The following is a 23,673-nucleotide window of genomic DNA, read 5'->3' on the forward strand; positions in this document are numbered from 1 at the left end:
CGGCCATCGACTATCCTTTGGAAAGAAAGTTATCATAAAAAAGAAGGTTTATCAAACGGGGCCTCCCAAGGGCCAAGGTGAACCGTGATCGAGAAGAAGCTCATCCAAAGGGTCATGGATGACCCCATCTTGCGAAAACTCTCCACCCTTGCCAAGCAGAAGGATGTCCCCTTCTACTTGGTCGGGGGCTATCTGCGAGATCTCCTCCTCCAACGCCCACCGCCCCGAACCGGACCGTCCGGATTTGACTATGACTTCACCCTCCCCAAACCCTACACGGGCTTCCTCTCCGTCCTGGAACAGGCCCTCCAATTCCACTTCTTCAAGGTCGGAAAGGAGGAAGCAGGCACCCTCACCTTCCGGATGATCCGGAAGGGCGTCTCGATCGACGTCACCCTCCTCCAAGGCGAGACGGTCGAAGAGGACCTTCTCAGACGGGATTTCACGATCAACGCCATTGCCGTCTCCCTCCGGGATGAAACCTGCCATGCGGTCGAGAAGGCTTTCGAAGACATCGAGAGAAGGGTCCTCCGGGCGGTCACCCCTCGGTCCATCGAACAGGACCCCTTGCGGATCCTCCGGGCGATTCGCTACTTCTGCACCCTTGAGGGGTTCACCCTCGATCTCGAACTGGAGGAAGAGATCGTTCGGAACAGGGCGGAGCTCCTGAGGATGCCGAGTGAGCGGATCAAGATGGAACTGGACCGAATCCTCCTCTCCCCTCAACCCGGCCTGGGCATCCGGGCCCTTCATGAACTCGGCCTCCTCTTCATCCTCTTCCCCGAACTGAAAGGGCTCGAAGGACTGGGCCAGAACGGCCACCACCACCTGCCGGTCCTCTCCCACGTCCTGTTGATGATCGATAAGATCGCCTGGGCAGAAGATTGGTTGGCCCGAAAAGGGGAACCCCTCGTCCTCACCCCTGAGAAGAGGCTCTGTCTCTATTATGCCGCCCTCTTCCACGACCTCGGAAAACAGGATACCCTCTTTAGGGACGAAGACGGCAAGGTCCATTTCTACCACCACGAGTCCTTCTCTTCCAAGAGGGCCGAGGCGATCCTGGAGCGGTTGAAGTTCTCCAACGAATCGAAAGACCTCGTCCTCCGCCTCATTCAGCGCCATATGAGGATCCTCAACCTCTCGCAGGAGACGGGCGAATCGGCCCTCAAACGTCTGGTCAATCAAATGGGAGAGGCCACCCCCCTGCTGGTCCTTCACACCCTCGCAGACAAAGAGGCCAGCCGAGGGATCCTCTCCGTCAAGAACGACGAGAGGGTGGAAGGCCACTGCCTCCGAATCCTCAAACTTTTCGGGAGAAAGGAGATCCTCCACCCCCCGCCCCTCATCACCGGCCACGACGTCCTCGAAAAAGGGGTCCCGCCGGGACCCCAGGTGGGGAAGGTCCTCAATTTCATCCGTCAAAAACAGATCGAAGGGGAGATCAAAAGTCGCCAGGAGGCGCTCGAGCTCCTAAACCGTTACCCCTCGATTGACAAGTCTTCGGATAATCCTTTATAAGCTTTTTGACCCCGACCACGGAGAAGATCCCATCGATGCGCGTCATCAGCGGCTCCTCCAAGGGCAGAAGGCTCGTCGCCCCGAGAGGACAGGGGCTTCGTCCCACCTCGGATCGGGTGAAGGAGTGCCTCTTCAACCTCATCGGAGAGGTGGAGGGAAGGGTCGTCCTCGATCTCTTTGCAGGGACAGGAAGCCTCGGCATCGAGGCCTTGAGCCGAGGGGCCAAGCGGGCCGTCTTCGTGGAAAGGGCCAGGGAGGCCCTCAGGCGGATGAAACAGAATCTGTCCCAGTGCGGGATGGAGGATCGGGCCGAGATCCTTCCGAAGGAGGTGGGCCGGGCCATCGGCCTTCTGGGCCGAAGGGGCGAGACCTTCGACCTCATCCTGATGGACCCTCCTTATGAAGAGGGATGGATTCGGCACACCTTCGAGAAGTTGAAACGCCATCCCATCCATCGTTCCGGCGCGCTTCTGGTGATCGAACACAGTCGCCGGGAACCGCTCCCCGAAGAGACAGGAGGATGGGGGCTTCTGAAACAGCGGGAAGTGGGGGATACGGTCATCTCGATCCTACGGAAGCAGGGAGGTCCCTCCGATGGCACGGAAGAAGAAAGGAGATAAGGTGGTTATGGGCAAAGTGGCCATCTACCCCGGATCCTTCGACCCTCTGACCTACGGTCATATCGACATCGTCGAGAGGGCCCTGGAGATCTTCGACAAGGTGATCCTCGCCATCGCCCACGATGCGGAGAAAAGACCCCTCTTCACGGTGGAGGAGCGGGTGGAGATGGCGAAAGCGATCTTCAAAGACAACCCCAATGTCATCGTCGACAGCTTCAAGGGGCTTCTGGTCAACTATGTGGAAAAGACCAATGCGAAGGTCTTGTTGAGAGGGCTTCGGGCGACCTCGGACTTCGAATATGAATTCCATATGGCCTCGATGAATCGAAGCCTGAGCAGCCATCTCGATACCCTCTTCATGATGACCAGCAAAGATTACTTCTTCGTCTCCTCCCGCACCATCAAACAGGTGGCCAAACTCGGCGGAACCGTAGAGGGGCTCGTTCCGGATTTAGTGGCCCGACGGTTGAAGGAGAAGTTCAAGTTGCCCGTCGCCAAGAAACGGTTGCTCGGATGGGATGACTGAGACGACGGGACACACCGCGAGAGGCCAAGGGAGATGAGGAGGTTGATCCTCTGCGATTTTGACGGAACGGTGAGCCTCCATGACCTCGGGTACCTCCTCCTAAGCCGGTTCAGCCTCGGAAACTGGGAGGCCATCGATCGGGATTATGGCGAGGGGAAGATCGGGTCGAGGGAGGCCTACAGCCAAATCGCCCTCCTCTTGAAAGCGGAGGAATCCGAGGTCCTCCCTTTTGTTCGATCCCATTCGCAAATCGATCCCTCTTTCGAACCCTTTGCCCGCTATTGCAAGGAAAGCGGGATCGACCTCAAGATCGTGAGCGACGGTCTCGACATTTACATCCGGACCGTCCTCGAAATCCATGGACTTTCGGACATCCCTTTTTATGCCAACGAGGCCAAGTTTGGAAGGGATGGAACGATCGAGCTCTCCTTTCCTCACGGGAACGATGCCTGCGGTCGCTGCGGCCTCTGCAAGCGAAAAATCGTCCAGGCCCACCGGGGAGAATACGACAGGATCTATTATGTGGGAAACGGGCTTTCCGATCGTTGCGGGGCCCGGGAGTCGGACCTGGTTTTTGCAAAGGACGACCTCTATTTCTTCTGCATTGAGGCGGATCTCCCCTGCCATGCCTTCGATAGGTTCCGCGACATCCACAACGACCTGACCAAGAAGATCCGGGGGGTCCTCTTCGACCTGGATGGGACCCTGATCGAGGCCTACGGCGCAATCTACCTCGGGCTCCAGGAGGTCTTCCAACAGGCGGGCCGAAGGATCTTCCCCTACGAGGAGCTGGGCCGATATTTAAAGGCCGATCTCGAATCGACGCTCCACCAGTTCTTCTCCCCCGAAGAGACCCAACGATGGATTCCCGTGATGCGGAAAAAGTACGAAGAGGTCTACCTCGAACACACCCATTTCCTGGACGGGGCCGAAGAGACGGTCTCCTCCCTTTATGAGAGAGGACTGAGGCTCGGGGTGGCCTCCAACAAGTTCGGCCGTTTCTCGAGGGCGGCCCTCCAACATCTCGGGGTCTCCCAATGCTTTCGATCGGTCCTCGGGGCGGGCGATGTCCCGAGAAACAAACCCTTCCCAGATATGATTCATGCGGTCTTGAGGGAGCTGGAGTTAAAACCCGAAGAGGGGATCTTCGTTGGGGACACCCTGACCGATATCGAAGCGGGAAAGGCGGCAGGGATTGACGTCTATGCCCTCCCCACAGGCTTTCACACGAAGCAGGAGCTCTCCCGCAGGAGGCCCAAACGGATCTTGAGGCATCTGAGGGAGTTAATCGAGCTCGTCGATCGGCCCTTATGATTTAAGGGGGCTCCGCCTGAGAAGGGGTTCATGGCCATGGCCTCCTCTTCAGGGCCCCACGGCACGGGAACGGCTCCCCTCCCGATGGGGTGCAGAGAGATGCCTTCGACCCAACCCCACCTGTCTCATGGGCGTTCAGGGGCGAGTTGACCTTCGGTGGGCAAGGCGTGAGGGGCAGGTAAAGAGGGAGGCAGGGGGATTTGTCAATTCTCGTTCTTCTCCCCTTCCTCCTGCCGTTTCAAAAAGGCCTGGATGTAGATGACGTTATCCTCTTTCGGCTCTTCCTTCTTCGGTGGGACAGAAGCCCTGCCCGTCTTCACATGGGCCTCCTCGAGCCTCTGGATCATCTCCGCGAGCTTGGGATCCTGACTGACGAGATGCTGGACCTGCTGGTCGAAGTAGTGGCTTGCGTTTGCGAGCTTCGAAAGGTCGATCTCCGCCCGGATCAATCGGTTCAATTTCTGGAGCAGGCCATGGACGACCTTCACGTTTCTTGCCTGAAGATACTGAGGAGCGTGCCCCCAGAGGCTCAGGGCCTTGATCCCCCGCTTTCGAGCCATCTCGAGCAGGAAGGTGTGAATGCTGATGGGGCCGGTATACTCGGTGAATTGAAGACCCGCCTCAAGGAGTTCCTCCTCCAGGGCCTCGGAATTGAAGACCGCGCTCACCACCGTGGGAAAGGTGTGGGGAATGGAATCGTAGGTCCCTCCCAAGGTAATGATCGGTTGGGCCTCGAACCGTTGGGCCACCTCGAGAAAGAGCTGCGAGAAGGCCTCCCATTGAAAGTGGGGTTCGACCCCAGAAAAAAGGAGGAGATCCCGGTCGGGCGCAAGATGGGCATAATAAAAGTCGTTTCTCGGGAGGACGAGCTCCCTCAACCTCCCCTCGACGATGATCCCGATGGGACGCCGGGCGGACAGATCGTAAAAATGGCCCAACGGGATGGAGGCCAAGGGTTTCGCCTTGAGCTGATCGATTAGGTATTGAAGGGAAAAGGAGGAGACCTCCGCCGCATTCGGCCATCCTTCGAACCCGGCGATCAGCAGGGGTCTCCGAAGTTGTGGAAATTCGTGATAGAGGACCTTTTCCATCATTCCCCGTCCCCCTTGAAAGGCCTCCCCGTGAGCCTTTGGTAGGCTTCGAGGTACTTCTCCCTCGTCTTTTGGATCACCTCCTCGGGCAGCTCCGGCGCCGGAGGGGTCTTGTTCCACCGGATCGAAAGGAGGTAATCTCTCAGATACTGTTTATCGAAGCTCTTTTGGGGCCCTCCGGGCTGATAGGCCTCTTTGGGCCAGAACCGGGACGAATCAGGGGTGAGCAGTTCATCGATGAGGAGCAGCTTTCCCTCCAAGACCCCGAATTCCATCTTCGTATCGGCGATCAGGATGCCCCTTCTCTCCGCGAAGTCCCTCGCCTTCTCGTAGATGGCGATGGAGAGGGAACGGAGCTGCCTGGCCCACTGCTTTCCGACGATCGTCTCCACCCTTTCAAAGGGGATGTTCTCGTCATGCAGCCCTCGCTCCGCTTTCGTGGCGGGCGTGAAGATCGGCGTTTCGAGACGGGCCGATTCGACCAACCCCTCGGGCAACGAAAGATCGCAGACCTTTCCGGTTCGCCTATATTCCTCCCAGCCCGATCCGGTGAGATAGCCCCTCACCACGCACTCGACCGGAAGCGGATCGGCCTTTTTCACCAGCATGGAGCGGCCTCTCAAGAGCTCCTGGTAAGGACGGCAGGTTTCGGGAAACTCCTCGACCCGGGTCGAAAGGAGGTGGTTGGGAACGATGTCCCGGGTAAGCTCGAACCAGAAGGCGGAGAGTTGCGTGAGGACCTTCCCCTTGTCCGGAATCGGGTTGGGCATGACCACATCGAAGGCCGAGATGCGATCGGTGGCGACGATCAAGAGGCATTCGCCGAGGTCGTAAAGGTCCCTCACCTTTCCCCTCCCCACCAGGGGAAGGGAGGGCAAAACGGTTTCATAGAGGACCGAAGATGGCATGAGTGTCCTTTTCGGTATCGACCGTGGCCTTTCCAAAAAGTATATAACACTTCATTTGACATTTCCATAAAAGATGTTAATTTCATTGCCACACCATGCTCAGCGACAAACTCGGCCATCGCCTCGACGCCTATCTCTATCCTCCCTTTCGAAAACTCTTTGGGAGGCGCGGCAACCCTCACCTCCTCACCTTCCTCGGCTTCGTCTCCATGCTGGTCGCCTCGTGGCTCCTCTATCTGGGCGACTGGACGTTGGCCGGGATCCTGATCGTCCTCTCCGGCCTCTTCGATCTCCTCGATGGGGCGGTTGCCCGAAACTTAGGGAAAGTGACCCCCCTCGGAGCCTTCCTCGATTCCGTGATGGACCGATATTCGGACCTGATCCTCCTCCTCGGCCTCACCGCCCATTACGGAAGAAAGGGAGAGGAGGGACTGGTGGTCCTCACCTTCGCGGTGGCCATCGGCGTGGCCCTCATCCCTTATGTCCGGGCCAAGGCCGAATCCCTCCACGTCTCCTGTCATGTGGGTTGGATGGAACGGGCCGAGAGGATCATCCTCCTCTCGGTGGGAACGCTCTTCAACTGGATGGAGACGATCCTTTGGGTCCTGGCCTTCCTCACCCACCTCACGGTGATGCACCGGATCTTCCATGTGTGGAAGGCCTTTCGAAAGGCGAAGGGGTCTTAGCACATGGCCGGACCCGTCATTTCCTCCGCTCCGCCCTCCGGTGGATCTCTTCCAGGAGGGCCGCCAAAAACTCCTCCTCCCTCACCTTCCTGACGATCTTTCCCTGCCGGAACAAGACGCCGGATCCCCTGCCGCCGGCGATCCCGAGGTCCGCCTCGCGGGCCTCTCCCGGACCGTTGACCACACAACCCATGATGGCCACGGTCATGGGCGTGGAGATCTTTTCGACCTCCTTCTCCACCCTCCTCACCAAGCGGGGAAGGTCGATCTCGCAGCGGCCGCAGGTGGGGCAGGAGACGATCTCCACGCCCCTCTCCCGGATCTTGAGGGCCCTCAAGATTTCGTAACCGACGCGGACCTCTTCCACGGGGTCGCCCGTAAGGGAGACCCGGATCGTATCTCCGATCCCCTCGTGGAGGAGAAGACCGATGCCGATGGCCGATTTTACGATCGCCCCGTATCCCCTTCCCGCCTCCGTGATCCCGAGGTGGAGGGGATAATCCGATCGCTCGGAGAAGAGGCGGTAGGCCTCGATCGTCCTCAGGACATCGGAGGCCTTGAGGGATACCTTGATCAGGTGAAAGTCGAGGCTCTCCAAGGTTTCGATCGTCCTCAGGGCGCTCGTCACCATGGCCTCAGCCGTTGGCCCGCCGAAACGCTTCAGGAGGTCCTTCTCGAGGGAACCGGCATTGATCCCGATGCGAATGGGGATCGCGCGCTGCTTCGCCTCCAGGACGATGGCCTTCAACCGCTCTCGACCTCCGATGTTGCCCGGGTTGATCCTCACCCCGTCGGCCCCCGATCTCATGGAAAGAAGGGCCAAACGGTAGTTGAAATGGATATCGGCAATCAAGGGGATGTCGATTCGCTTCTTGATCTCGGAGAGGGCCAGGGCCGCCTCCTCGTCCGGGACCGCCACCCGTACGATCTCACATCCCGCGGCTTCGAGCCGTCGGATCTGCGCCACCGTCTTGTGCACATCCCGGGTATCGGTCTTGGTCATCGACTGGACCGAGATGGGAGCCTCCCCCCCCACCTTGACCGAACCGATCGAAACCTGACGGGTCTTTCTCCTAAGGATCACCGGAGCCTTCTCTTCTCCACGATGAAGTAGAGGGTCGGGATGAAGACCAGGGTGAGGAACATGGAGACGAGGAGCCCTCCGATCACCGCAACGGCCATGGAGGCATTGGCCTCTGCGCCTTCCCCCAGGCCGAGGGCCATCGGGAGGAGACCGAAGACCGTTGTCAAGGAGGTCATCAAGATGGGCCGGAGCCTCACCCGACCTCCCTCCACCACGGCCTCTTCCAGATCGAGATGCTCCTCCTTCCGGAGCCGGTTCATGTAGTCAATCAGGATGATCGCATTGCTGACGACGATCCCCACCATCATGATGATCCCGATGAAGGAGATGACGCTCAAGGTGTGTCCCGTGAGGAAGAGGGCCCAGATCACGCCGATGATCCCGAGGGGAACGGAGAACATGATGAGGAAGGGATGGAGGAGAGAGCCGAACTGGGAGGCCAGGACCATATAGACCAGGACGATCGCCAACCCCAAGGCAAAGAGGAGCGTTTCGAAGGCCTCCTTCTGCTCCTCCCGGGCCCCCTTCAGGAGGATGGAGAATCCCTTGGGGACCTCCATTCTCGAGATCCTCTCCTCGATCTCGCTGGCGACCGATCCCAGATCTCGTCCGGAGATGTTGGCCGTGACGAAGACGACCCGCTGTTGATACTTCCTTTCGATCTGGGAAGGAGAGGTCTGGCGGACGACGTCGGCCACCTGTCTTAAAGGCACGACCTTCCCTCCGGAGACGGGCACAGGGATTTGATAGAGATCTTCGGGCGTGTTCCGATCCTCCTCCCGCAGCCTCACCCTCACCTTACGTTCGCGGCCCGTCTTCGGGTCGATGTAGAGGGAAGCCTCGAGGCCCTCGATGGCCCCCCTGACGTTCTCGGCGACCTTCGCCGTCGAAAGCCCGAGGCTTGCCAATCGATCCGGTTTGAACCTGATCTGGTATTCCGGAAGGCCCTCCTCCCGGCTGACCTGGATATCGGTGACGCCCCGAACCTCCCGGAGCATGGCCTCCACCTCTCGGGCCAGGCGGCTCCCCGTGGCGATGTCGTATCCGATGATCTCCACGCTGATCGGGTCATCTGCCCCGAAGCTGATCACCCTCGAAATGATCCCACCGGGAAAGACATGGATCAGAGCGCCCGGGATCCGCCTCACCTTCTCCCTCAGGGATCGGGCGATTGCCTCCGAGGAGCGTTCTCTCTCCGACTGGTCCACGAGCATCAGGGAGGCGTTCCCGGTATGGGGTCCGGCAAATCGGCCCCCGAAAATGATGGACCGCCCCCTTCCGGTCCCGGCCCTGGCCCAGAGAGACTTCAATTCGGGAACCTCTGAGAAGATCACCGTTTCGACCTCCTTTATCACCTTCTTCGTCTCCTCGAGCGATGCCCCCACGGGAAGTCGCACCGACATCCGCACCTGTCCTTCATCCGAAGGCGGAAAAAATTCGGTTCCGAGGAGGGGGATGAGAAGGAGGGATCCTCCGAAGGCCAGGACCATGCCCGAGACGACCAGCCTTCGATGGGAAAGGGCATACCGGAGGGTCCTTTGATAGTGTCCGTCCAGCCAGAGGAAGAGCGGTTGGGTCTTGAGCAGGATTCGATCGGCAAAGGAAGGCGCCTGGTCCACCCTCTTCGGTTTGAGGAATTTTGCCGTCAGCAGGGGGATGAGGGTGAGGGAGTCGAAGAGGGAGGCCAAAAGGGAGAAGGCGACGGTATAGGCCATCTGGACGAAGAGGAGGGCTGCGATCCCTTTGACGAAAGCGAGGGGGAGGAAGACGATGATGCTGGTCAGCGTGGCCGCGATGACGGGTTTGCTCACCTCGGAAGCCCCTCGATAGGAGGCCTCCTCCGGGGGTTCCCCCCGCTCGAGGTGCCGGTTGATATTCTCGAGGACGACGATCGCGTCGTCCACCAATCGGCCGACGCCGAGGGCCAGGCCCCCTAAGGTCATGATGTTGAGGGTGAACTTCCCGAAATGGAGCATGACGAAGGTGGCGATGATGGAAAGCGGGATGGAGTGGGCGATGATCACCGTGCTCGTCACGTTCCTGAGAAAGACAAGGATGACGAGGACCGCAAGCAAGGCCCCCATCATCGCCTCCTTCTGGAGGTTCTGGATCGACTTCCGGATGAAGGTGGATTGGTCCGACACCACCTCCAGGGTCACCCCTTTGGGCAGCTCTTTCTGGATTTGGGGGAGGGCCTTGAGCACCTGGTCGACCACGGCGACGGTATTCCCGCCGACCTGTTTCTGAACGCCGATGACCACGCCCCTCACCCCGTTGACATGGACCTCGGTCTGGATGTCCTCGTAACCCTCCTTCACCGTCCCGATATCGCCCAATCGGATGGGAAATCCGTTGAGGTTGGAGACGACGATCTCCTTCAGGTCGCCCGGGTTCGCGGCCCGGCCCACCGTGCGGACGTTGTACTCTCTCTTTCCGGTGTTGAGGCTTCCGCCTGGAAGATCGATGAAATTCGCCCTGACCGCCTGGGCCACTTGGGCGATGGAGAGATTGAGGCTCTCCAGTTTCGACCGATCCAGATCGACCTGGACCTCCCGAACCAATCCGCCAAAGACGTTGGCCGAGGCCACTCCCTTCAACCCCTCGAGCCGAGGGGCGATGAAATCCTCCCCTAACTCCCTGAGCTCATAGTCCTCGAGCGGCCCGGTCAGGGCAAGGACGATCACCGATATCTGGGAGGGGTCGAATTTGATGATGACGGGCGATTTGGCCTCGTCAGGCAGCAGGTCGAGGATCTCGTTCAGATGGCGCTGGATGTCCGTGGAGGCAAGGTCGAGGTCCGTCCCCCAGTAGAACTCGACCGTCACCACCGAGGTCCCCTCCCTCGATCTGGAGGAGACGTGCCGGACGTTCTGGATCCGGCTCACCCGCTTCTCGATCGGCCGGGAGACCATCATTTCGATATCCTCGGGGCTTGCCCCCGGGTAATCGGTCACGATGGTGACCACAGGATAGGAGATCTCCGGGAAGAGATCGATGGCGAGGTTCGAAAAGGCGATCATCCCGAGCAGGAGGATCCCGATGGCGACCATGAACCGGCCTACCGGGTTCTTGAGAGATCCACGGATGAGGTCCACGGGAGCTCAACCTCCTCCGACCACCCGAACGGGAGAGCGGTCTTTGAGAAGCTCCTGGCCTTTGACGATCACCTGGTCCCCCTCGGCCGCTCCCTCGAGGATCTCCACATAGCCCTCCTGCTCGAATCCAGTGAGGACCTGGCTCCGGATCGCCTGGTTCCCTCTGTGGAGGAAGATGGCCTTCGATCCGCTGGAGTAGACGATCGCCTCCCTTGGGACGACCAGCGTTCGGGGCTTTTCGAAGAGGACGATCTCGATGCGGGCGAACATGCTCGGCTTCAGTAGCCGGCCGGGATTGGGGATGTCGATCTCCGCCTGCAAGGTTCGGGTCACGGGGTCGAGGCCGCTGCTGATCCGGGCCACCTTCCCTTCGAAGACCTTTCCGGGAAAAGATTCGGTCTGGATCTTGGCCTTCATCCCCAATTTCAGATAAGGGATGTCCCTTTCGAGGATATGGGCCACGACCTTCACGGTCTCGGTGTGGACCAGGCTCACAATGGGCGAGGACGGGGTGACCAGAGAGCCGATCTCAACATATTTCCGGTTGATCTCGCCCGAGAAGGGGGCCGTGATCTCGGTATGCTGAAGTCGGATCCGGTCCTGGGCCAGCAACGCCTCCATCTCCTTCAATCTCGCCCGGCTCGCCTCCCTGACCTCCTGCCTGGGCCCTTCCCTCAAAAGTTTGAGCTGCTCCTGAGCGGATGCCAGCTGGGCCTCGGCCACCGAATATTCCATCCTCGTAAGGTCCATCTCCTTCTTGGAGATGACCTGCTGCTTGAAGAGGGCCTCCATCCGCTCCCGGTGCAATTTGGCATGTTCGTATCGGGAGCGGGCGCTTTGGACGGCCTCCTCGGCCTGCCGGATCTCCTCGGCCCTCGGTCCGGCCTCGATCTCGGCCAGTTGGGCCCTGGCCAGGGCCACCCGGGCCTCGCTCTCTCTCACCTTTTGGAGGTAGTCGGACCGGTCGATCTGGGCGATCACCTGCCCTTTGCGGACGGTGTCTCCTAATCCCACGTCGATCCGCTCGAGATACCCCGAGACCTTCGGAAAGATCTCCACCTGCATCTGGGGGAGAATATCTCCGCTCAGGGAGATCGTATGGGTGATCGGCCTGGCGACAACCGGGGCCACCTGGACAGGGATCTCCCCTCTCTTCACCTTGCTCGCCACCGCCCTCTTCTGGTTGAGACTCCACCCCCGGTAAAGGGCCACGCCCAAGAGAAGGGCGATGGCCAGACCGATCAGGATCCCTATCCAGCCCTTTAAAGATCGGATCATGTCCCGTGTTCCCAGGCCGTGAGGTAACGTTCCTGTTCCTCCGTCAGCCGATCGATCTCGATCCCCATCGAGAGCAGCTTCATCCGGGCGATCTCCCGATCGATGGCCGGAGGAACCGGATAGACCCTCCGCTCCAAGCTTCGGTGAGAGGCGGCCAGATATTCGGTCGAAAGCGCCTGGTTGGCGAAGCTCATGTCCATCACGCTCGACGGATGACCCTCTGCGGAGGCCAGATTGATGAGCCTTCCCTCCCCCAAGAGATAGACCCTGCGGCCATTTTTGAGCGTGAACTCCTCGACGAAATCGCGGATCGCCTTTCGGGAGACGGCGATCTCCCCGAGCCCCTCCAGGTCGAGTTCTACGTTGAAATGTCCGGAATTGGCGACGATGGCGCCGTCTTTCATCTCCAAGAAATGCTCCTTGCGAATCACCTTCGTATTCCCCGACACGGTGCAGAAGATATCGCCCTCCCGGGCGGCCTCGGCCATGGCCATGACCCGGTAGCCGTCCATGACCGCCTCCAAGGCCCTCAGGGGATTGACCTCCGTGACGATCACGTTGGCCCCCATGCCCCTGGCCCTCATCGCCAGCCCCTTTCCGCACCATCCGTAGCCCGAGACCACGAAGGTCGAACCGGCCATCAGGCGGTTGGTGGCCCGGAGGATCCCGTCGATCGTCGATTGCCCGGTCCCGTATCGATTGTCGAAGAAGTGCTTGGTCTCGGCATCGTTGACCGCAATCACGGGAAACCGCAGAACCCCGTTCCGCTCCATGCTCCGGAGCCGGATGACCCCGGTCGTCGTCTCCTCGGTCCCGCCGATCACCCCTCGGATCATCGCCTCCCTCTCGGCCGACGTCAAACCCTTGGCCCAGGCCCTGACCGGAGGGGCCAGCTCCTCCCACTTTTCGAGGGCGATGAAATGAAAGGAGGAGACGAGGTCTGCCCCGTCGTCCATCGTGAGGTTGGGCTGGAAAGCGAGGGCTTTTTGGATATGGGCATAGTAGGTCTCGCTGTCCTCCCCTTTGATGGCAAAGACCGGGATCTTCAACCCCTGGACCAGGTAGGCGGCCACATCATCCTGCGTGCTCAAGGGGTTGGAGGCGCAAAGGCAGACCTGAGCGCCTCCTGCTTCCAACGTCTTCATCAAAACGGCCGTCTCCGTGGTCACGTGGAGGCAGGCGGAGACCCTCAGCCCTCGGAGGGGCTTCTCTTTCTCGAAACGGCTCCGGATCATCTTCAAGACGGGCATGGCCATCTCCGCCCACTCCATCCGGAGTCGACCTTTTTCAGCGAGGGAGGGATCCTTGATGTCATATTCCATAGCGAAACTCCACGGGGTTAAAGCCCGGCCGCTTTGCGAAGCTCATCGGCCCGATGGGTGCTCTCCCAGGTGAACCCGGGTTCGTTTCGTCCGAAATGGCCATAGCAGGCGGTCCGTTTGTAGATCGGTTTCAGGAGGTCAAGGTACTGGATGATGGCCTTCGGTCTCAGGTCGAAATGCTCCAGGGCGATCTTGGCGATCTCATCCGGAGGGATCTTGGAGGTCCCGGCCGTATCGACCATGAAGGAGACCGGTTTCGCCTTTCCGATGGTGTAGGCGATCTGAACTTCACATTTCTCCGCAAGGCCCGCGGCCACGATGTTTTTGGCGATATGTCGGGCCATGTAGGAGGCGCTCCGATCCATCTTCGAGGGGTCCTTCCCCGAAAAACAGCCGCCTCCGTGGCTTCCCACCCCCCCATAAGTGTCGACGATGATCTTCCGGCCGGTCAGGCCACAGTCGGCCTTGGGGCCTCCGTGGACGAACCGACCCGTGGTGTTGATGTAATACTGCGTATTTTTGTCTCGAAGCTCGGGCGGGATGACCTTGAAGATCACCTCTTCGAGGATCCCCTCTTTGAGCGTCTCGTAGCGGACCGATTCGGAGTGCTGGGCCGCAATAACGACGGAGTCGACCCGAACCGGCCGGTTGTTGACATACTGGATGGTCACCTGGGACTTCCCATCCGGACGGAGAAAGTCGAGGATCTTCTTCTTCCTCACTTCGGCCAGCCTTCGGGTCAACCGGTGGGCGTAGATAATCGGCATGGGCATCAATTCCGGCGTCTCGTTACAGGCGTATCCGAACATCAGCCCCTGATCCCCGGCCCCCTGTTCGTGATCCTCGGTCTCATCGACCCCCATGCGGATATCGGGGGACTGCTCGTCGATCGAGGTCAGGACTGCGCAGGTCTCCCAATCAAAGCCCATCGAAGAGTCGTTATATCCGATCTCCTTGATCGTCTCCCGGATGATGGCGGGCATGTGGACATAGCAGGTGGTCGTGATCTCTCCCGCGATGATCGCCATGCCTGTGGTGACCATCGTCTCGCAGGCCACCCGGGCGTTGGGGTCTTGGGCGATGATGGCGTCCAGAATCGCATCCGAGATTTGATCCGCCACCTTGTCGGGATGACCCTCGGTGACGGATTCTGAGGTGAATAGGAAGTTGGTCATGGACATGGTCGGTCTCCTCCTGGACTGAATTTTATCGGTGGCCCGCCGAACAGGGGGCTTTCATCTCTTCTTCCATAGGCCCTGGGCTTGGAAGAGGTTAAGCCCTCAGGACCTCCGACATCGACTGGACGACCTCCTCGGGAAGGCGCTGGTTGACCCACGTCCGGACCACCCGTTTGATCTCCCGGGCCGTCGAATACTGGAAGAGACGCTCCGTCATCTCCCTCACCTCACCGGCCTTGACCATCCGGAGCATCTTCTTCACCTTGGGAATGGCCGCCGGGGTCATGCTGAACTCCTCCAGCCCCAAACCGAATAACACTAACACATAGGCGGGTTCGGCGGCCATCTCTCCGCATAGGGCGACGGGGATGCCCGCCTCCCGGGCAGACTGGACCACTCCCCGGACGATCCTCAGGATGGCGGGGTGGAGGGGCTCGTAGAGATAGGAGACGTGTTCATTGATCCGGTCCACGGCCAGGGCATACTGAATGAGGTCGTTCGTCCCGATGCTGAAAAAATCGACCTCCCGGGCCAGCAGATCGGCCGTGACCGAGGCCGAAGGGATCTCGATCATCGCCCCCACCTTGATGGATCGGTCGAAGGGGACCTTTTCCCTGGAACATTCCCGCTTCACCTCTTCGAGGATGGCCTTCGCCCTGCGGATCTCCTCCATCCCGGAGATCATGGGGAAGAGGATCCGGACATTCCCATGGGCGCTCGCCCGGAGGATCCCTTTCAGCTGGGCCTTGAAGATCTCGACTTCCTTCATGCTGAAGCGGATCGCCCGAAGCCCCATGGCGGGGTTCGTCTCTTTCCCGCTGGAATAGCTGAGGAGGAATTTGTCCCCCCCGATATCGAGGGTCCGGATCGTCACCGGGTCCGGGGCGACGTTCTCGACCAACCTCCGATAGGTCTGGTAATGCTCCTCCTCCGCGGGCAGGTCTTTCCGGTTCAGATAGAGGATCTCGGTCCGGTAGAGGCCGATGCCTTCCGCGCCGTGGCTCTTGGCCGAGGGGACCTCCTCCACCAATTCGATATTGGCCTGAAGGGAGACCCGGACGCCGTCCCTCGTCTCGGCGGGCAGGGTGGCATATTTCATCACCTCCCGCTCCACCAATTTGATCCGGCGCCTCCGCTCGACATAGGACTCGAAGATCTCCTCCGTCGGATTGATGACCACCTCCCCGGTCTCCCCATCGAGGGCGAGCAGATCGCCTCCGTTGATGAGGGCGGTGGCCACCTCCAGACCCACGACCGCCGGGATGCCCAGGGAGCGGGCGAGGATGGCGGTATGGGAATATCTCCCCCCCACATCGGTCACAAAACCGGCCACCCGCTTCAAGTGCATCTGAAGGGTATCGGCCGGTGAGAGGTCGTGGGCCACCACGATCACCTTCCCTTTGATCTTGGTGATGTCGTCGTGCTTCCTCCCCATGAGGTTCCGGAAGATCCTGGCGGCCACGTAGTGCAGGTCGTTTCGCCGCTCTCTCAGATATTCATCCTCGATGGCCTGAAAGGCCGCGTCCAGTTTTTCGAGGGTGAGGTCCAGGGCCCATTCCGAATTGACCTTCCGCCTCCGGATGTTCTCCGTGGTATTCTCGATCAGCATCTGATCATTCAAGATCATCAAATGGACATCGAGGATGAAGGCGTGTTTCCGCATCTCGGGGTCCAGGATCTTCTCCTTCACCTCCATCAGCTGCTGCTTCGACAGCTCGATGGCCTGCCGGAACCGCTCCACCTCCTCCTCCACCTGGGAGGGGAGGATTCGCCGCTGAGGGAGCCTCACCTTGTATCGTTCAACCAGGAAGGCGCGGCCGGTCACGATCCCTGGAGAGGCGCCGATCCCGTGGATCGTCTTGTTGACCTGTTGCTGAACCGCCATCCTCACTCCTCCCCGAATTTGTTCTCGAAGAGCTTCCCTAAGGTCTCGATCGCCTCCACCTCGTCTTTCCCCTCGGCCTTCAGGGTAATCCGGCTGCCCTTGGTCGCGGCCAGCATGAGGATGCCCATGATCGATTTTCCGTTGACGGTGTGGCCATCCTTTTCGAGGCTCACCTCCGAGACGAACCGATTGGCGGTTTTGACGAAAAGGGCGGCAGCCCTCGCATGGAGTCCCAACTTGTTACGGATCACGAACGTTCGGACTTCCATCGCCTTTGTTCGGGGAAATCCCCTCTCCTCACTTCTTGTCCACCCGTTTCTTCAGCACCTCGCTGGCCAGATTGATATTCCTCTGGCCGTAGTCGGTGATGAAGGCGGCCAGGGATTCCAGGTCCATCGACTCCTTGCAAGTGGCCAATTTCAACAACATGGGGAGATTGACCCCGGTGATCACCTCGATCTTCTTCTCCTCCAGAAAGGAGAGGCTGATGTTGGAGGGCGTCCCCCCGTACATGTCCGTCAGGATCAGAACGCCCTCGCCGCCCTCGACCTTTCGGATCGCCGAGATGATCTTCGCCCGGATCTCCTCGGACCCCTCCTGGGGATCGATCGAGACCGGCTCGAACTGCTTCAGCTCCTCTCCCACGACCAGCCTGGCCGCCGCGATCATCTCCTCTCCTAAACGACAGTGCGTCACCACCACCACCCCGACCATGTTCATCCCCTTTCGATATCCCGATGTCTCACCGCGATCAACATCCCTTTGACGTCCCTCTCCCGTTTCAGGCGTTCGGCCAGCTGGTTGACGATGACGATCGACCGATGCCTTCCGCCCGTGCAGCCCACGGCCACGGTGAGGTGGGTCCGCCTCTCCCGGAAATAGAAGGGGAGAAGAAACCTCAGAAAGTCCATCGCCCGGTTTAGAAAATCCCGGGTTTCCTCCCATTGTAACACATAGGCCTCCACCTTCGGATGATCCCCCGGGAACCGTTTCAATTCCTCCACGTAGTAGGGGTTGGGCAAAAAACGGACATCGAACATCAGGTCCGCTTCGTAGGGGACGCCAAAGCTGTAACCGAAAGAGAGAAGGGTGAGCGTCAGGGGGACCGCCTGGGGGTCTTTCTGGGCATACTGCTGGACCTTCGCCTTCAGCTCGTGGACGTTGAACTGGGAGGTATCGATCACCTCATTGGCGATATCGCGAAGCCCCCGGAGTCGCTCCCGCTCGAGGCGGATCCCGTCGAGGATGCACCCCCCGAGGGCGAGGGGATGCTGTCGCCGCGTCTCGCTGAAGCGCCTCGTCAGGACCGGGTCGGAGGCATCCAAGAAGAGGACCTCGATCGGAAAGCCTTCCCTTCGGAGCTCCTCGATCATCCGTCGGGAGGCCTCGAAGAAATCCTCCTCTGTCTGTCCGGGAGGGAGATGGCCCAGGGCGCTCCGGATGTCCTGGACGATGGCGACCTTCGAAATCTTTTCCGCCGATTCTTTGCAGAGCTCGAGGAACTTGGACAGAAGGGGAGGAGGAAGGTTGTCGACGCAGTAAAAACCGGCATCCTCCAAGGCCTTGATGGCGGTGGTCTTTCCGGACCCGGAAAGGCCGGTGATCAAGATGATCCGCTGAGGTTTCACTCCGGCTCGCCCCCGGGGTCCGAGGTGGGCCCTGTCCTCTCCTCCATCTTTCGAAGGAGCTTCCTCTCGAATTCCAGCGCCGAATGGTAGCCCATCTCTTTCAGCAGATGGTTTCGAGCAGCCACCTCGATGATGGTCGTCAGATTCCGTGCCGGGGTGACGGGGATCTTCAACATGGGGAGGTCAACATCCAGCAGGGTATATTTCTGCTCTTCAAACCCGAGGCGGTCGTAGTCCTGTTGGGTATTCCACTCGACCAACTCCAGCACCAGGTCGATCCTCTTGCGGTCCCGGATCGCCTCCGGACCGAAGAGGCTTCGAATGTTGATGATCCCCAGGCCCCGGATCTCCATATGGTGCCGGATGACCTCGAAGCCGCTTCCGATGAGCACCTCCGGAGAACGTCTCCGGATGGAGACCATGTCATCGGCCACCAATCGGTGGCCTCGAAGGATGAGATCGAGGGCGCATTCACTCTTCCCGATGCCGCTTCTCCCGAGGATGAGCACGCCCACGCCGTAGACGTCCATGAGCACGCCGTGGAGGCTCGTGGAGGGGGCCAGCTTCTCTTCCAAAAATTTCGTGACCCGGTCGATGAACTCCGTCGAGCTCAGGTTCGTCCGAAACAGGGGGATCCCTCGCTCCTCGGCCCCTTCCAAGAGGGGAGGAGGGATCTCGAGGTTTCGGGTCACCACCAGACAGGAGAGGTCGAGCTGGCAGATCTGGTGGATCACCTCCTCCTGGCGTTCCGGAGGCAAGGTGCGAAAGTAGGCCGCCTCCGAATTGCCGATGACCTGAAGCCTCTCGGGATTGATGAACCGCGTAAAGCCCGTCATGGCCAGGCCCATCTTCTGGACCTGGGGATGGGTGATCTTCTTCCTCAATCCCTTCTGCCCGGCGAGGAGCGTCAGACCGAGGCGGAATTGTTGATCCTTGGCCAGCTCTCCAACGAGAAGGTGTCTCATGCCCGACTCTTTCGGTTCAGTACTTTTCGTCCTCCTCGGAGATGATCTCGAAGATCTCCCTCCGGGTCTTGGCCTCGAGCAACCTCCTCTTGAAGGAGGGGTTTTTGGTCAGCTTGGCGATCCGACCGAGCAGATTGAGGTTCTCCACGGCGGAATTTTCAGGCGCCATCACCATGAAGAAGAGCTGGCAGGGTTTATGATCGATCGAGTCGAAATCGACCCCCTGAAGGGAACGGCCGAAGGAGACCAAAAACCGTTTCAACCGTTTTAGGCGGCCATGGGGGATCGCCACGCCCTCGCCGATCCCGGTCGACTCCCACCGTTCCCTCTCCATGAGAATTTGGACGAGTTCATCGGAAGAGGTGGCGCCGCTCGGCTCGATCAGCACCTCGGAGAGCTCTTTCAAGACCGAGAGCTTGTCCTTTCCTCTCAGCTCTGGCAGGATCCACTCTTCTCTTAAGAAATTCAGCAATTTCATCCGGTCATCATCCCTGGGCGGAGGGGTCTTCTCCGCCCTCGCCTCCTCTTCCAAGGGCCGATCGCCCGGGGGGCCTCAAGGGCCCCCTCCCTCCCTACTCGACGTAGGGTTCGAGCCATTCGTGCTGGCCATCTTTTCGGCGAAGGGCATTCATCTCTCCCGTATGGGAGTTGATGAAGAACAGGACATCCTCCTCCGACAGCCGCAACTGGGCCAAGGCCTCTTCCAGGGACATCGGTTTGACCGGAACCCGTGTCTTCTGAACCGTGGGAGGAACCGAACCCTCTTCGCTTTCTGGACGGGAAAGAGTCCGAGAGACCCCTCGGGCCCGGGCGGGGGCCTGATTCCCCTTTTTCCGCTTGGTCTTTCCCCGTCGCTCTCGGATCTGGCGGTCCATCTTCTCGACCATCTGATCGATCGCCGCATAAAGGTCCCGGTCCTTCCCTTTGCTGTTGACGCTCAGACCGTCCTGAAGGATGGTCAATTCGGCAAAGTGGCGGAATTTCTCGGCCGAGAGGACGACATGGGCCTCCTGGGGGTTTTCGAGGAACTTCTCCAGTTTTCGGACCTTCTCCTTCACATAGCTCTTGACGCCCTCATCCGGTTCCAGGTGTCGAAAGGTAACGGAAATCTGCATCCGAGTCCTCCTTGGAGCTCCAAGTTCTCTCTTCACGGGAAGGCTTCGCCTTCAGACCAATTTTCGCCTTTCGCTCGAAGAGAGGATCTTCATCATCTCCCGATATTTTGAGATCGTCCTCCGGGCGATATGGATATTCCTCTCCCTTAGGAGCTGGACCAACTTCTCATCGCTATAGGGTTTGCGCGGATCCTCTTGCTCGATGATCTCCTTCAAGAGGCTCTTGACGCTTTCGGAGGCGAGCGCCTCTCCCCGAAGGGATGGGATGCCGGAGTTGAAGAAGAACTTCAACTCGTAGATCCCCTGGGGCGTATGCATGTACTTGTTGTGGGTGACCCGGCTGATGGTCGATTCATGCATCTGGATGTCTTCGGCCACATCCCTGAGGACGAGGGGCTTGAGATACTGGATTCCGTGATCGAGGAAGTCCCTCTGGAATTTGACGATGCTTTTGGCCACCTTGTAGATGGTCCTCTGGCGTTGATCGATGCTCTTGATCAACCAGAGGGCGGAGCGGAGCTTTTCCTGAATATATTTTCGCTCCTCCGGCTGAGCCCGTCCCCCCTCCGTGAGGATCCTCCGGTAGTAGGGATTGACTTTGAGCCGGGGAACCCCTTCATCGTTGAGGGAGACCACATACTCCCCCTCCAGCTTATAGACATAGACGTCCGGAATGATCTCTTGGGCAATCTCTCCTCCGTAGGCCCGGCCGGGCTTGGGATCGAGCCGGAGGATGAGGGAGGCCGCCCGGCTCACCCGCTCGGTCGAAACACCTAACCGTCTGGCCAAAGCGGGATAGTTACGGTTCTTCAGGAGGGAGAGGTGCTCCTGGACGATCCGTTCGGCGATCGGGTCCCTGGGAGAGACCTGGCGGAGTTGGATCAGGAGACATTCCTTCAGGTCCCTGGCCGCGACCCCGACCGGATCGAACTCCTGAATCCTCTTGAGAACCCCTTCGATCTTGTCCAGGGGGATGCCCGTTTGCTGGCTATACTCTTCGAGAGAGGCATGAAGGTACCCATCGTCGTCCAGGTTGCCGATGATCCAGGTCCCGATCTCCTGCTCTTCTTCGGTGAAGTTGGAGAGGCGGAGTTGCCAATGGAGGTGGTCGAAGAGGGTCGTCCGCTTGGAGACGAAATTTTCGAACGACGGTCTCTCGTCCTCGTCCGGCTCTGCCAATCGCGCCGGAGGGAGGAGGTTGTAATTCTCGAGATAGCTTTCCCAATCGAACTCCTCCGCTCCCTCCCCTTCGCCCCTGACCTCGCTGGTGTGCTCCACCGGTGGAGGTTCTTCGGCCTTCTCCGTTTCGAAGGGCTCTCCGTCGTTGGCCGCCTCTTTCTCCTCCTCGACCTCTTCCAGCAAAGGGTTTTCTCTCATCTCCTGTTGAATCATCTCCACCAGTTCCAACCGGGTCATCTGGAGCAGCTTGATCGCCTGCTGGAGCTGGGGGGTGATGACTATCTGCTGGACGAGTTTCGGAGTCTGTTTCAGTTCCAGGGCCATCTCACTCGGATGAAAATCTTGGGCACCTCATCTCAGGACGGGGTCTCTCCCTTGGGCCTCCGATCCCTTTCCTCGAGCCGGAATCCATCGCCCAGATAGACCGCTCTCGCTTTCGGGCTTTTGGCGATCTCTTCGGGGGTTCCCGATTCGAGAAGGACCCCTTCGTTCAGGATATAGGCGCGATCGCAGACGCCTAAGGTTTCCCGGACATTATGATCCGTAATTATAATTCCGATGCCCCGTGATTTCAATTGACGGATCATCGATTGGAGCTCCAAAACAGCGATGGGATCGATGCCGGCGAAAGGTTCGTCCAAGAGGATAAAGGAGGGAGAGAGGACCAGCGCGCGGGTGATCTCGACCCTCCTGCGCTCGCCGCCCGAGAGGCTGTAGGCCTTCTGCCTTCGGAGCGGCGCCAATCCCAGCTCGTGGAGGAGACGCTCCAGCCGGTCCCGTCTTTCCGTTTTGGTCAGCGGCAGCGTTTCGAGGATGGCCATCAGGTTCTCCTCGACGGTCAATTTGCGGAAGACCGAGGGTTCCTGGGAAAGGTAGCCGATCCCCTTTCGGGCCCGGAGATACATGGGGAGGTGGGTGATGATCTCGCCGTTGAGCTCCACCTCTCCCTCGTCCGGCCGGAGCAGCCCGATGATCATGTAGAAGATGGTGGTCTTTCCGGCGCCGTTAGGGCCCAAGAGGCCGACCACCTCCCCGCCATCGATCTCGAGGCTCACCCCTTGGACGACCTTCCGATGGCGAAACGATTTGGTCAATTGAACACATCTCAGATGGGACATGAGCCTCCGACCTCTCCGCCCTACCTCTTCTTCTCCTCCTTGGGCGGAGGGACGATGGTCGTCACCACCCGCCCCCCTTTCCCTCCCTCGATATAACTCCTGTCTTCGTTCAGGAGATAGACCATCCGTTCTCCGCGAACCACATTGTCGCCCTCCCGGAGGACGACCTCTCCTTCCAGGACGACCTTGTTCTCCATCTGATAGAAGGTCGCCCTCTGGCAGGTGGCCCTGCGCTCTAGCTGGACGATCCTCACATTGCCCGTGGCCACGATCTCCCGGATCTTCTTCGTCTCCGAATCGTAGTGGACGACCATCTGATGGGCGTGAAGGGTGGCCTCCTCCTGTTTGGCCACCACGTTCCCCTTGAAGGTGATCCGGTTCTCCTTCTGGCTGCCCTCAACGGTATCGGACGTGATCTCGATGGGCGCTCGGGAGGTGGTGAATCCGAACCCCGATCGCTTCTCCTGGGTCTCGCCGTGAGGAACCCGTTGGGCGAACAAAAAGGCCAGGACGAGGAGCCATCCCGCGATCCACCGTCTCATATCTGCCTTTTCCCCTTCCATACCGTCCTGACCTGGCTGAAGACCTTGAAGGTCTTCTCCTCCAGGTCGATCCGCATCCCCTTCCCGGTCAGATGGACTCCCTCTCCCTCAAATTCGATGAAGTCGTCGGTCTCCGCCCGTCTCTCCCCGTGTCGATAGGAGATCGACCGGGTCTTGAGCCGGTAGCCGTCGGAGGAGAGGAGGAGGACGTTTCCGGAGATCTCCATGTCTTTTCTCTCCTGATGGACCTTGGCCCGATCTCCCGTCAGGGTGAAGGAACGGCCGTCCTTGGCATAATAGATCGCCCTCACCTCTTGGAGGTGGAGATCGCTCTCGTACTGGGCGATCGCCTTCGCCTCCAGCTCCCAGATCTTCTTGCCCGCCTTTTCCTCGACCAGATGGACCTTCTCCATCCGCTGGTCAGCCCCTTCGGTCGAAACCCGATCTGCCATCTTCTCCTCCGAATGTTTTCGGTCCCGGAGGTTCATCCAGAGGATGACCGTGACGAGCCCGGCCAGGACAAGGATCGAAAAGAAAAGGGCGAATCGAAACCGGTTCAACGGGATCTCCAGAGGTCAGGGCTTTGGGGCCGGATCTTCTCCTTCAGAAATCTCTTTTTCG

Annotated in this window: 23 protein-coding genes; 5 read left to right on the top strand and 18 right to left on the bottom strand. The window is 59.6% G+C overall.

Annotated features, from left to right (window positions below; translation table 11 throughout):
* The first annotated feature begins 84 nt into the window (after positions 1-84).
* The 4 genes from N3G78_01200 to N3G78_01215 are packed head-to-tail and all read left to right on the top strand — an operon-like array spanning position 85 to position 3,978.
* Entirely contained in the window at positions 85-1,518 is a 1,434-nt protein-coding gene (locus tag N3G78_01200) for an HD domain-containing protein (protein ID MCX8116531.1), read from the top strand.
* Positions 1,519-1,523: 5 nt separating this feature from the next.
* Positions 1,524-2,138: a 16S rRNA (guanine(966)-N(2))-methyltransferase RsmD gene (gene rsmD / locus N3G78_01205; protein ID MCX8116532.1), complete on the top strand. Its 615-nt coding sequence runs from the start codon at positions 1,524-1,526 to the stop codon at positions 2,136-2,138.
* A complete protein-coding gene (gene coaD / locus N3G78_01210) occupies positions 2,113-2,664 on the top strand; it encodes a pantetheine-phosphate adenylyltransferase (protein MCX8116533.1) in 552 nt (183 codons plus the stop codon). The genes rsmD and coaD overlap by 26 nt, the downstream gene beginning before the upstream one ends.
* Positions 2,665-2,697: 33 nt before the next feature.
* A complete protein-coding gene (locus N3G78_01215) occupies positions 2,698-3,978 on the top strand; it encodes an HAD family hydrolase (GenBank protein MCX8116534.1) in 1,281 nt (426 codons plus the stop codon).
* A gap of 203 nt (positions 3,979-4,181) precedes the next feature.
* On the opposite strand, the gene N3G78_01220 is transcribed toward N3G78_01215, so the two are convergent.
* Together N3G78_01220 and N3G78_01225 are read right to left on the bottom strand one after the other, a co-directional pair.
* A complete protein-coding gene (locus tag N3G78_01220) occupies positions 4,182-5,069 on the bottom strand; it encodes a PAC2 family protein (GenBank protein ID MCX8116535.1) in 888 nt (295 codons plus the stop codon).
* Complete coding sequence (locus tag N3G78_01225) at positions 5,069-5,977, bottom strand: phosphoribosylaminoimidazolesuccinocarboxamide synthase (GenBank protein ID MCX8116536.1); 909 nt, start codon at positions 5,975-5,977, stop codon at positions 5,069-5,071. The genes N3G78_01220 and N3G78_01225 overlap by 1 nt, the downstream gene beginning before the upstream one ends.
* Before the next feature lie 95 nt (positions 5,978-6,072).
* On the opposite strand from N3G78_01225, the gene N3G78_01230 reads away from it, so the two are divergent.
* A complete protein-coding gene (locus tag N3G78_01230; protein MCX8116537.1) occupies positions 6,073-6,663 on the top strand; it encodes a CDP-alcohol phosphatidyltransferase family protein in 591 nt (196 codons plus the stop codon).
* 16 nt (positions 6,664-6,679) lie between these two features.
* On the opposite strand, the gene ispG is transcribed toward N3G78_01230, so the two are convergent.
* From ispG to lptC, 16 genes are all read right to left on the bottom strand, one after another.
* Complete coding sequence (ispG, locus tag N3G78_01235) at positions 6,680-7,747, bottom strand: flavodoxin-dependent (E)-4-hydroxy-3-methylbut-2-enyl-diphosphate synthase (protein MCX8116538.1); 1,068 nt, start codon at positions 7,745-7,747, stop codon at positions 6,680-6,682.
* The gene (locus N3G78_01240) at positions 7,744-10,842 is read right to left on the bottom strand and encodes an efflux RND transporter permease subunit (GenBank protein MCX8116539.1); all 3,099 of its coding nucleotides are present in this window, start codon (positions 10,840-10,842) and stop codon (positions 7,744-7,746) included. Before N3G78_01240 ends, ispG begins: the two co-directional genes overlap by 4 nt.
* A 6-nt stretch (positions 10,843-10,848) precedes the next feature.
* A complete protein-coding gene (locus tag N3G78_01245; GenBank protein MCX8116540.1) occupies positions 10,849-12,120 on the bottom strand; it encodes an efflux RND transporter periplasmic adaptor subunit in 1,272 nt (423 codons plus the stop codon).
* Positions 12,117-13,442 carry an adenosylhomocysteinase gene (gene ahcY, locus N3G78_01250; protein MCX8116541.1) on the bottom strand — a complete coding sequence of 442 codons (1,326 nt, stop codon included), beginning with the start codon at positions 13,440-13,442 and terminating at the stop codon, positions 12,117-12,119. The genes N3G78_01245 and ahcY overlap by 4 nt, the downstream gene beginning before the upstream one ends.
* Positions 13,443-13,459: 17 nt before the next feature.
* On the bottom strand, positions 13,460-14,623 hold the full coding sequence (metK, locus tag N3G78_01255) for a methionine adenosyltransferase (GenBank protein ID MCX8116542.1): 1,164 nt from the start codon (positions 14,621-14,623) through the stop codon (positions 13,460-13,462).
* Positions 14,624-14,714: 91 nt separating this feature from the next.
* On the bottom strand, positions 14,715-16,505 hold the full coding sequence (gene ptsP, locus N3G78_01260; protein MCX8116543.1) for a phosphoenolpyruvate--protein phosphotransferase: 1,791 nt from the start codon (positions 16,503-16,505) through the stop codon (positions 14,715-14,717).
* A gap of 2 nt (positions 16,506-16,507) precedes the next feature.
* Positions 16,508-16,774 carry an HPr family phosphocarrier protein gene (locus tag N3G78_01265; protein MCX8116544.1) on the bottom strand — a complete coding sequence of 89 codons (267 nt, stop codon included), beginning with the start codon at positions 16,772-16,774 and terminating at the stop codon, positions 16,508-16,510.
* Positions 16,775-16,802: 28 nt separating this feature from the next.
* On the bottom strand, positions 16,803-17,225 hold the full coding sequence (locus N3G78_01270) for a PTS sugar transporter subunit IIA (GenBank protein MCX8116545.1): 423 nt from the start codon (positions 17,223-17,225) through the stop codon (positions 16,803-16,805).
* The gene (gene rapZ, locus N3G78_01275) at positions 17,222-18,133 is read right to left on the bottom strand and encodes an RNase adapter RapZ (protein ID MCX8116546.1); all 912 of its coding nucleotides are present in this window, start codon (positions 18,131-18,133) and stop codon (positions 17,222-17,224) included. The genes N3G78_01270 and rapZ overlap by 4 nt, the downstream gene beginning before the upstream one ends.
* Positions 18,130-19,098: an HPr(Ser) kinase/phosphatase gene (gene hprK, locus N3G78_01280; GenBank protein MCX8116547.1), complete on the bottom strand. Its 969-nt coding sequence runs from the start codon at positions 19,096-19,098 to the stop codon at positions 18,130-18,132. Before hprK ends, rapZ begins: the two co-directional genes overlap by 4 nt.
* 16 nt (positions 19,099-19,114) lie before the next feature.
* Positions 19,115-19,576, bottom strand: coding sequence for a PTS sugar transporter subunit IIA (locus N3G78_01285; protein MCX8116548.1), 462 nt, complete (start codon positions 19,574-19,576; stop codon positions 19,115-19,117).
* 94 nt (positions 19,577-19,670) lie between these two features.
* Positions 19,671-20,213, bottom strand: a complete 543-nt coding sequence (gene raiA / locus N3G78_01290; protein MCX8116549.1) for a ribosome-associated translation inhibitor RaiA — start codon at positions 20,211-20,213, stop codon at positions 19,671-19,673.
* A 51-nt stretch (positions 20,214-20,264) separates the two neighbouring features.
* Entirely contained in the window at positions 20,265-21,716 is a 1,452-nt protein-coding gene (gene rpoN, locus N3G78_01295; protein MCX8116550.1) for an RNA polymerase factor sigma-54, read from the bottom strand.
* A 32-nt stretch (positions 21,717-21,748) separates the two neighbouring features.
* On the bottom strand, positions 21,749-22,510 hold the full coding sequence (gene lptB / locus N3G78_01300) for an LPS export ABC transporter ATP-binding protein (protein ID MCX8116551.1): 762 nt from the start codon (positions 22,508-22,510) through the stop codon (positions 21,749-21,751).
* A gap of 20 nt (positions 22,511-22,530) precedes the next feature.
* Positions 22,531-23,052, bottom strand: a complete 522-nt coding sequence (gene lptA, locus N3G78_01305; protein MCX8116552.1) for a lipopolysaccharide transport periplasmic protein LptA — start codon at positions 23,050-23,052, stop codon at positions 22,531-22,533.
* Positions 23,049-23,612, bottom strand: coding sequence for an LPS export ABC transporter periplasmic protein LptC (gene lptC, locus N3G78_01310; GenBank protein ID MCX8116553.1), 564 nt, complete (start codon positions 23,610-23,612; stop codon positions 23,049-23,051). Before lptC ends, lptA begins: the two co-directional genes overlap by 4 nt.
* Positions 23,613-23,673: the final 61 nt, after the last annotated feature.

Source organism: Thermodesulfobacteriota bacterium (assembly GCA_026415035.1).
Lineage (GTDB): Bacteria > Desulfobacterota > BSN033 > BSN033 > UBA1163 > RBG-16-49-23.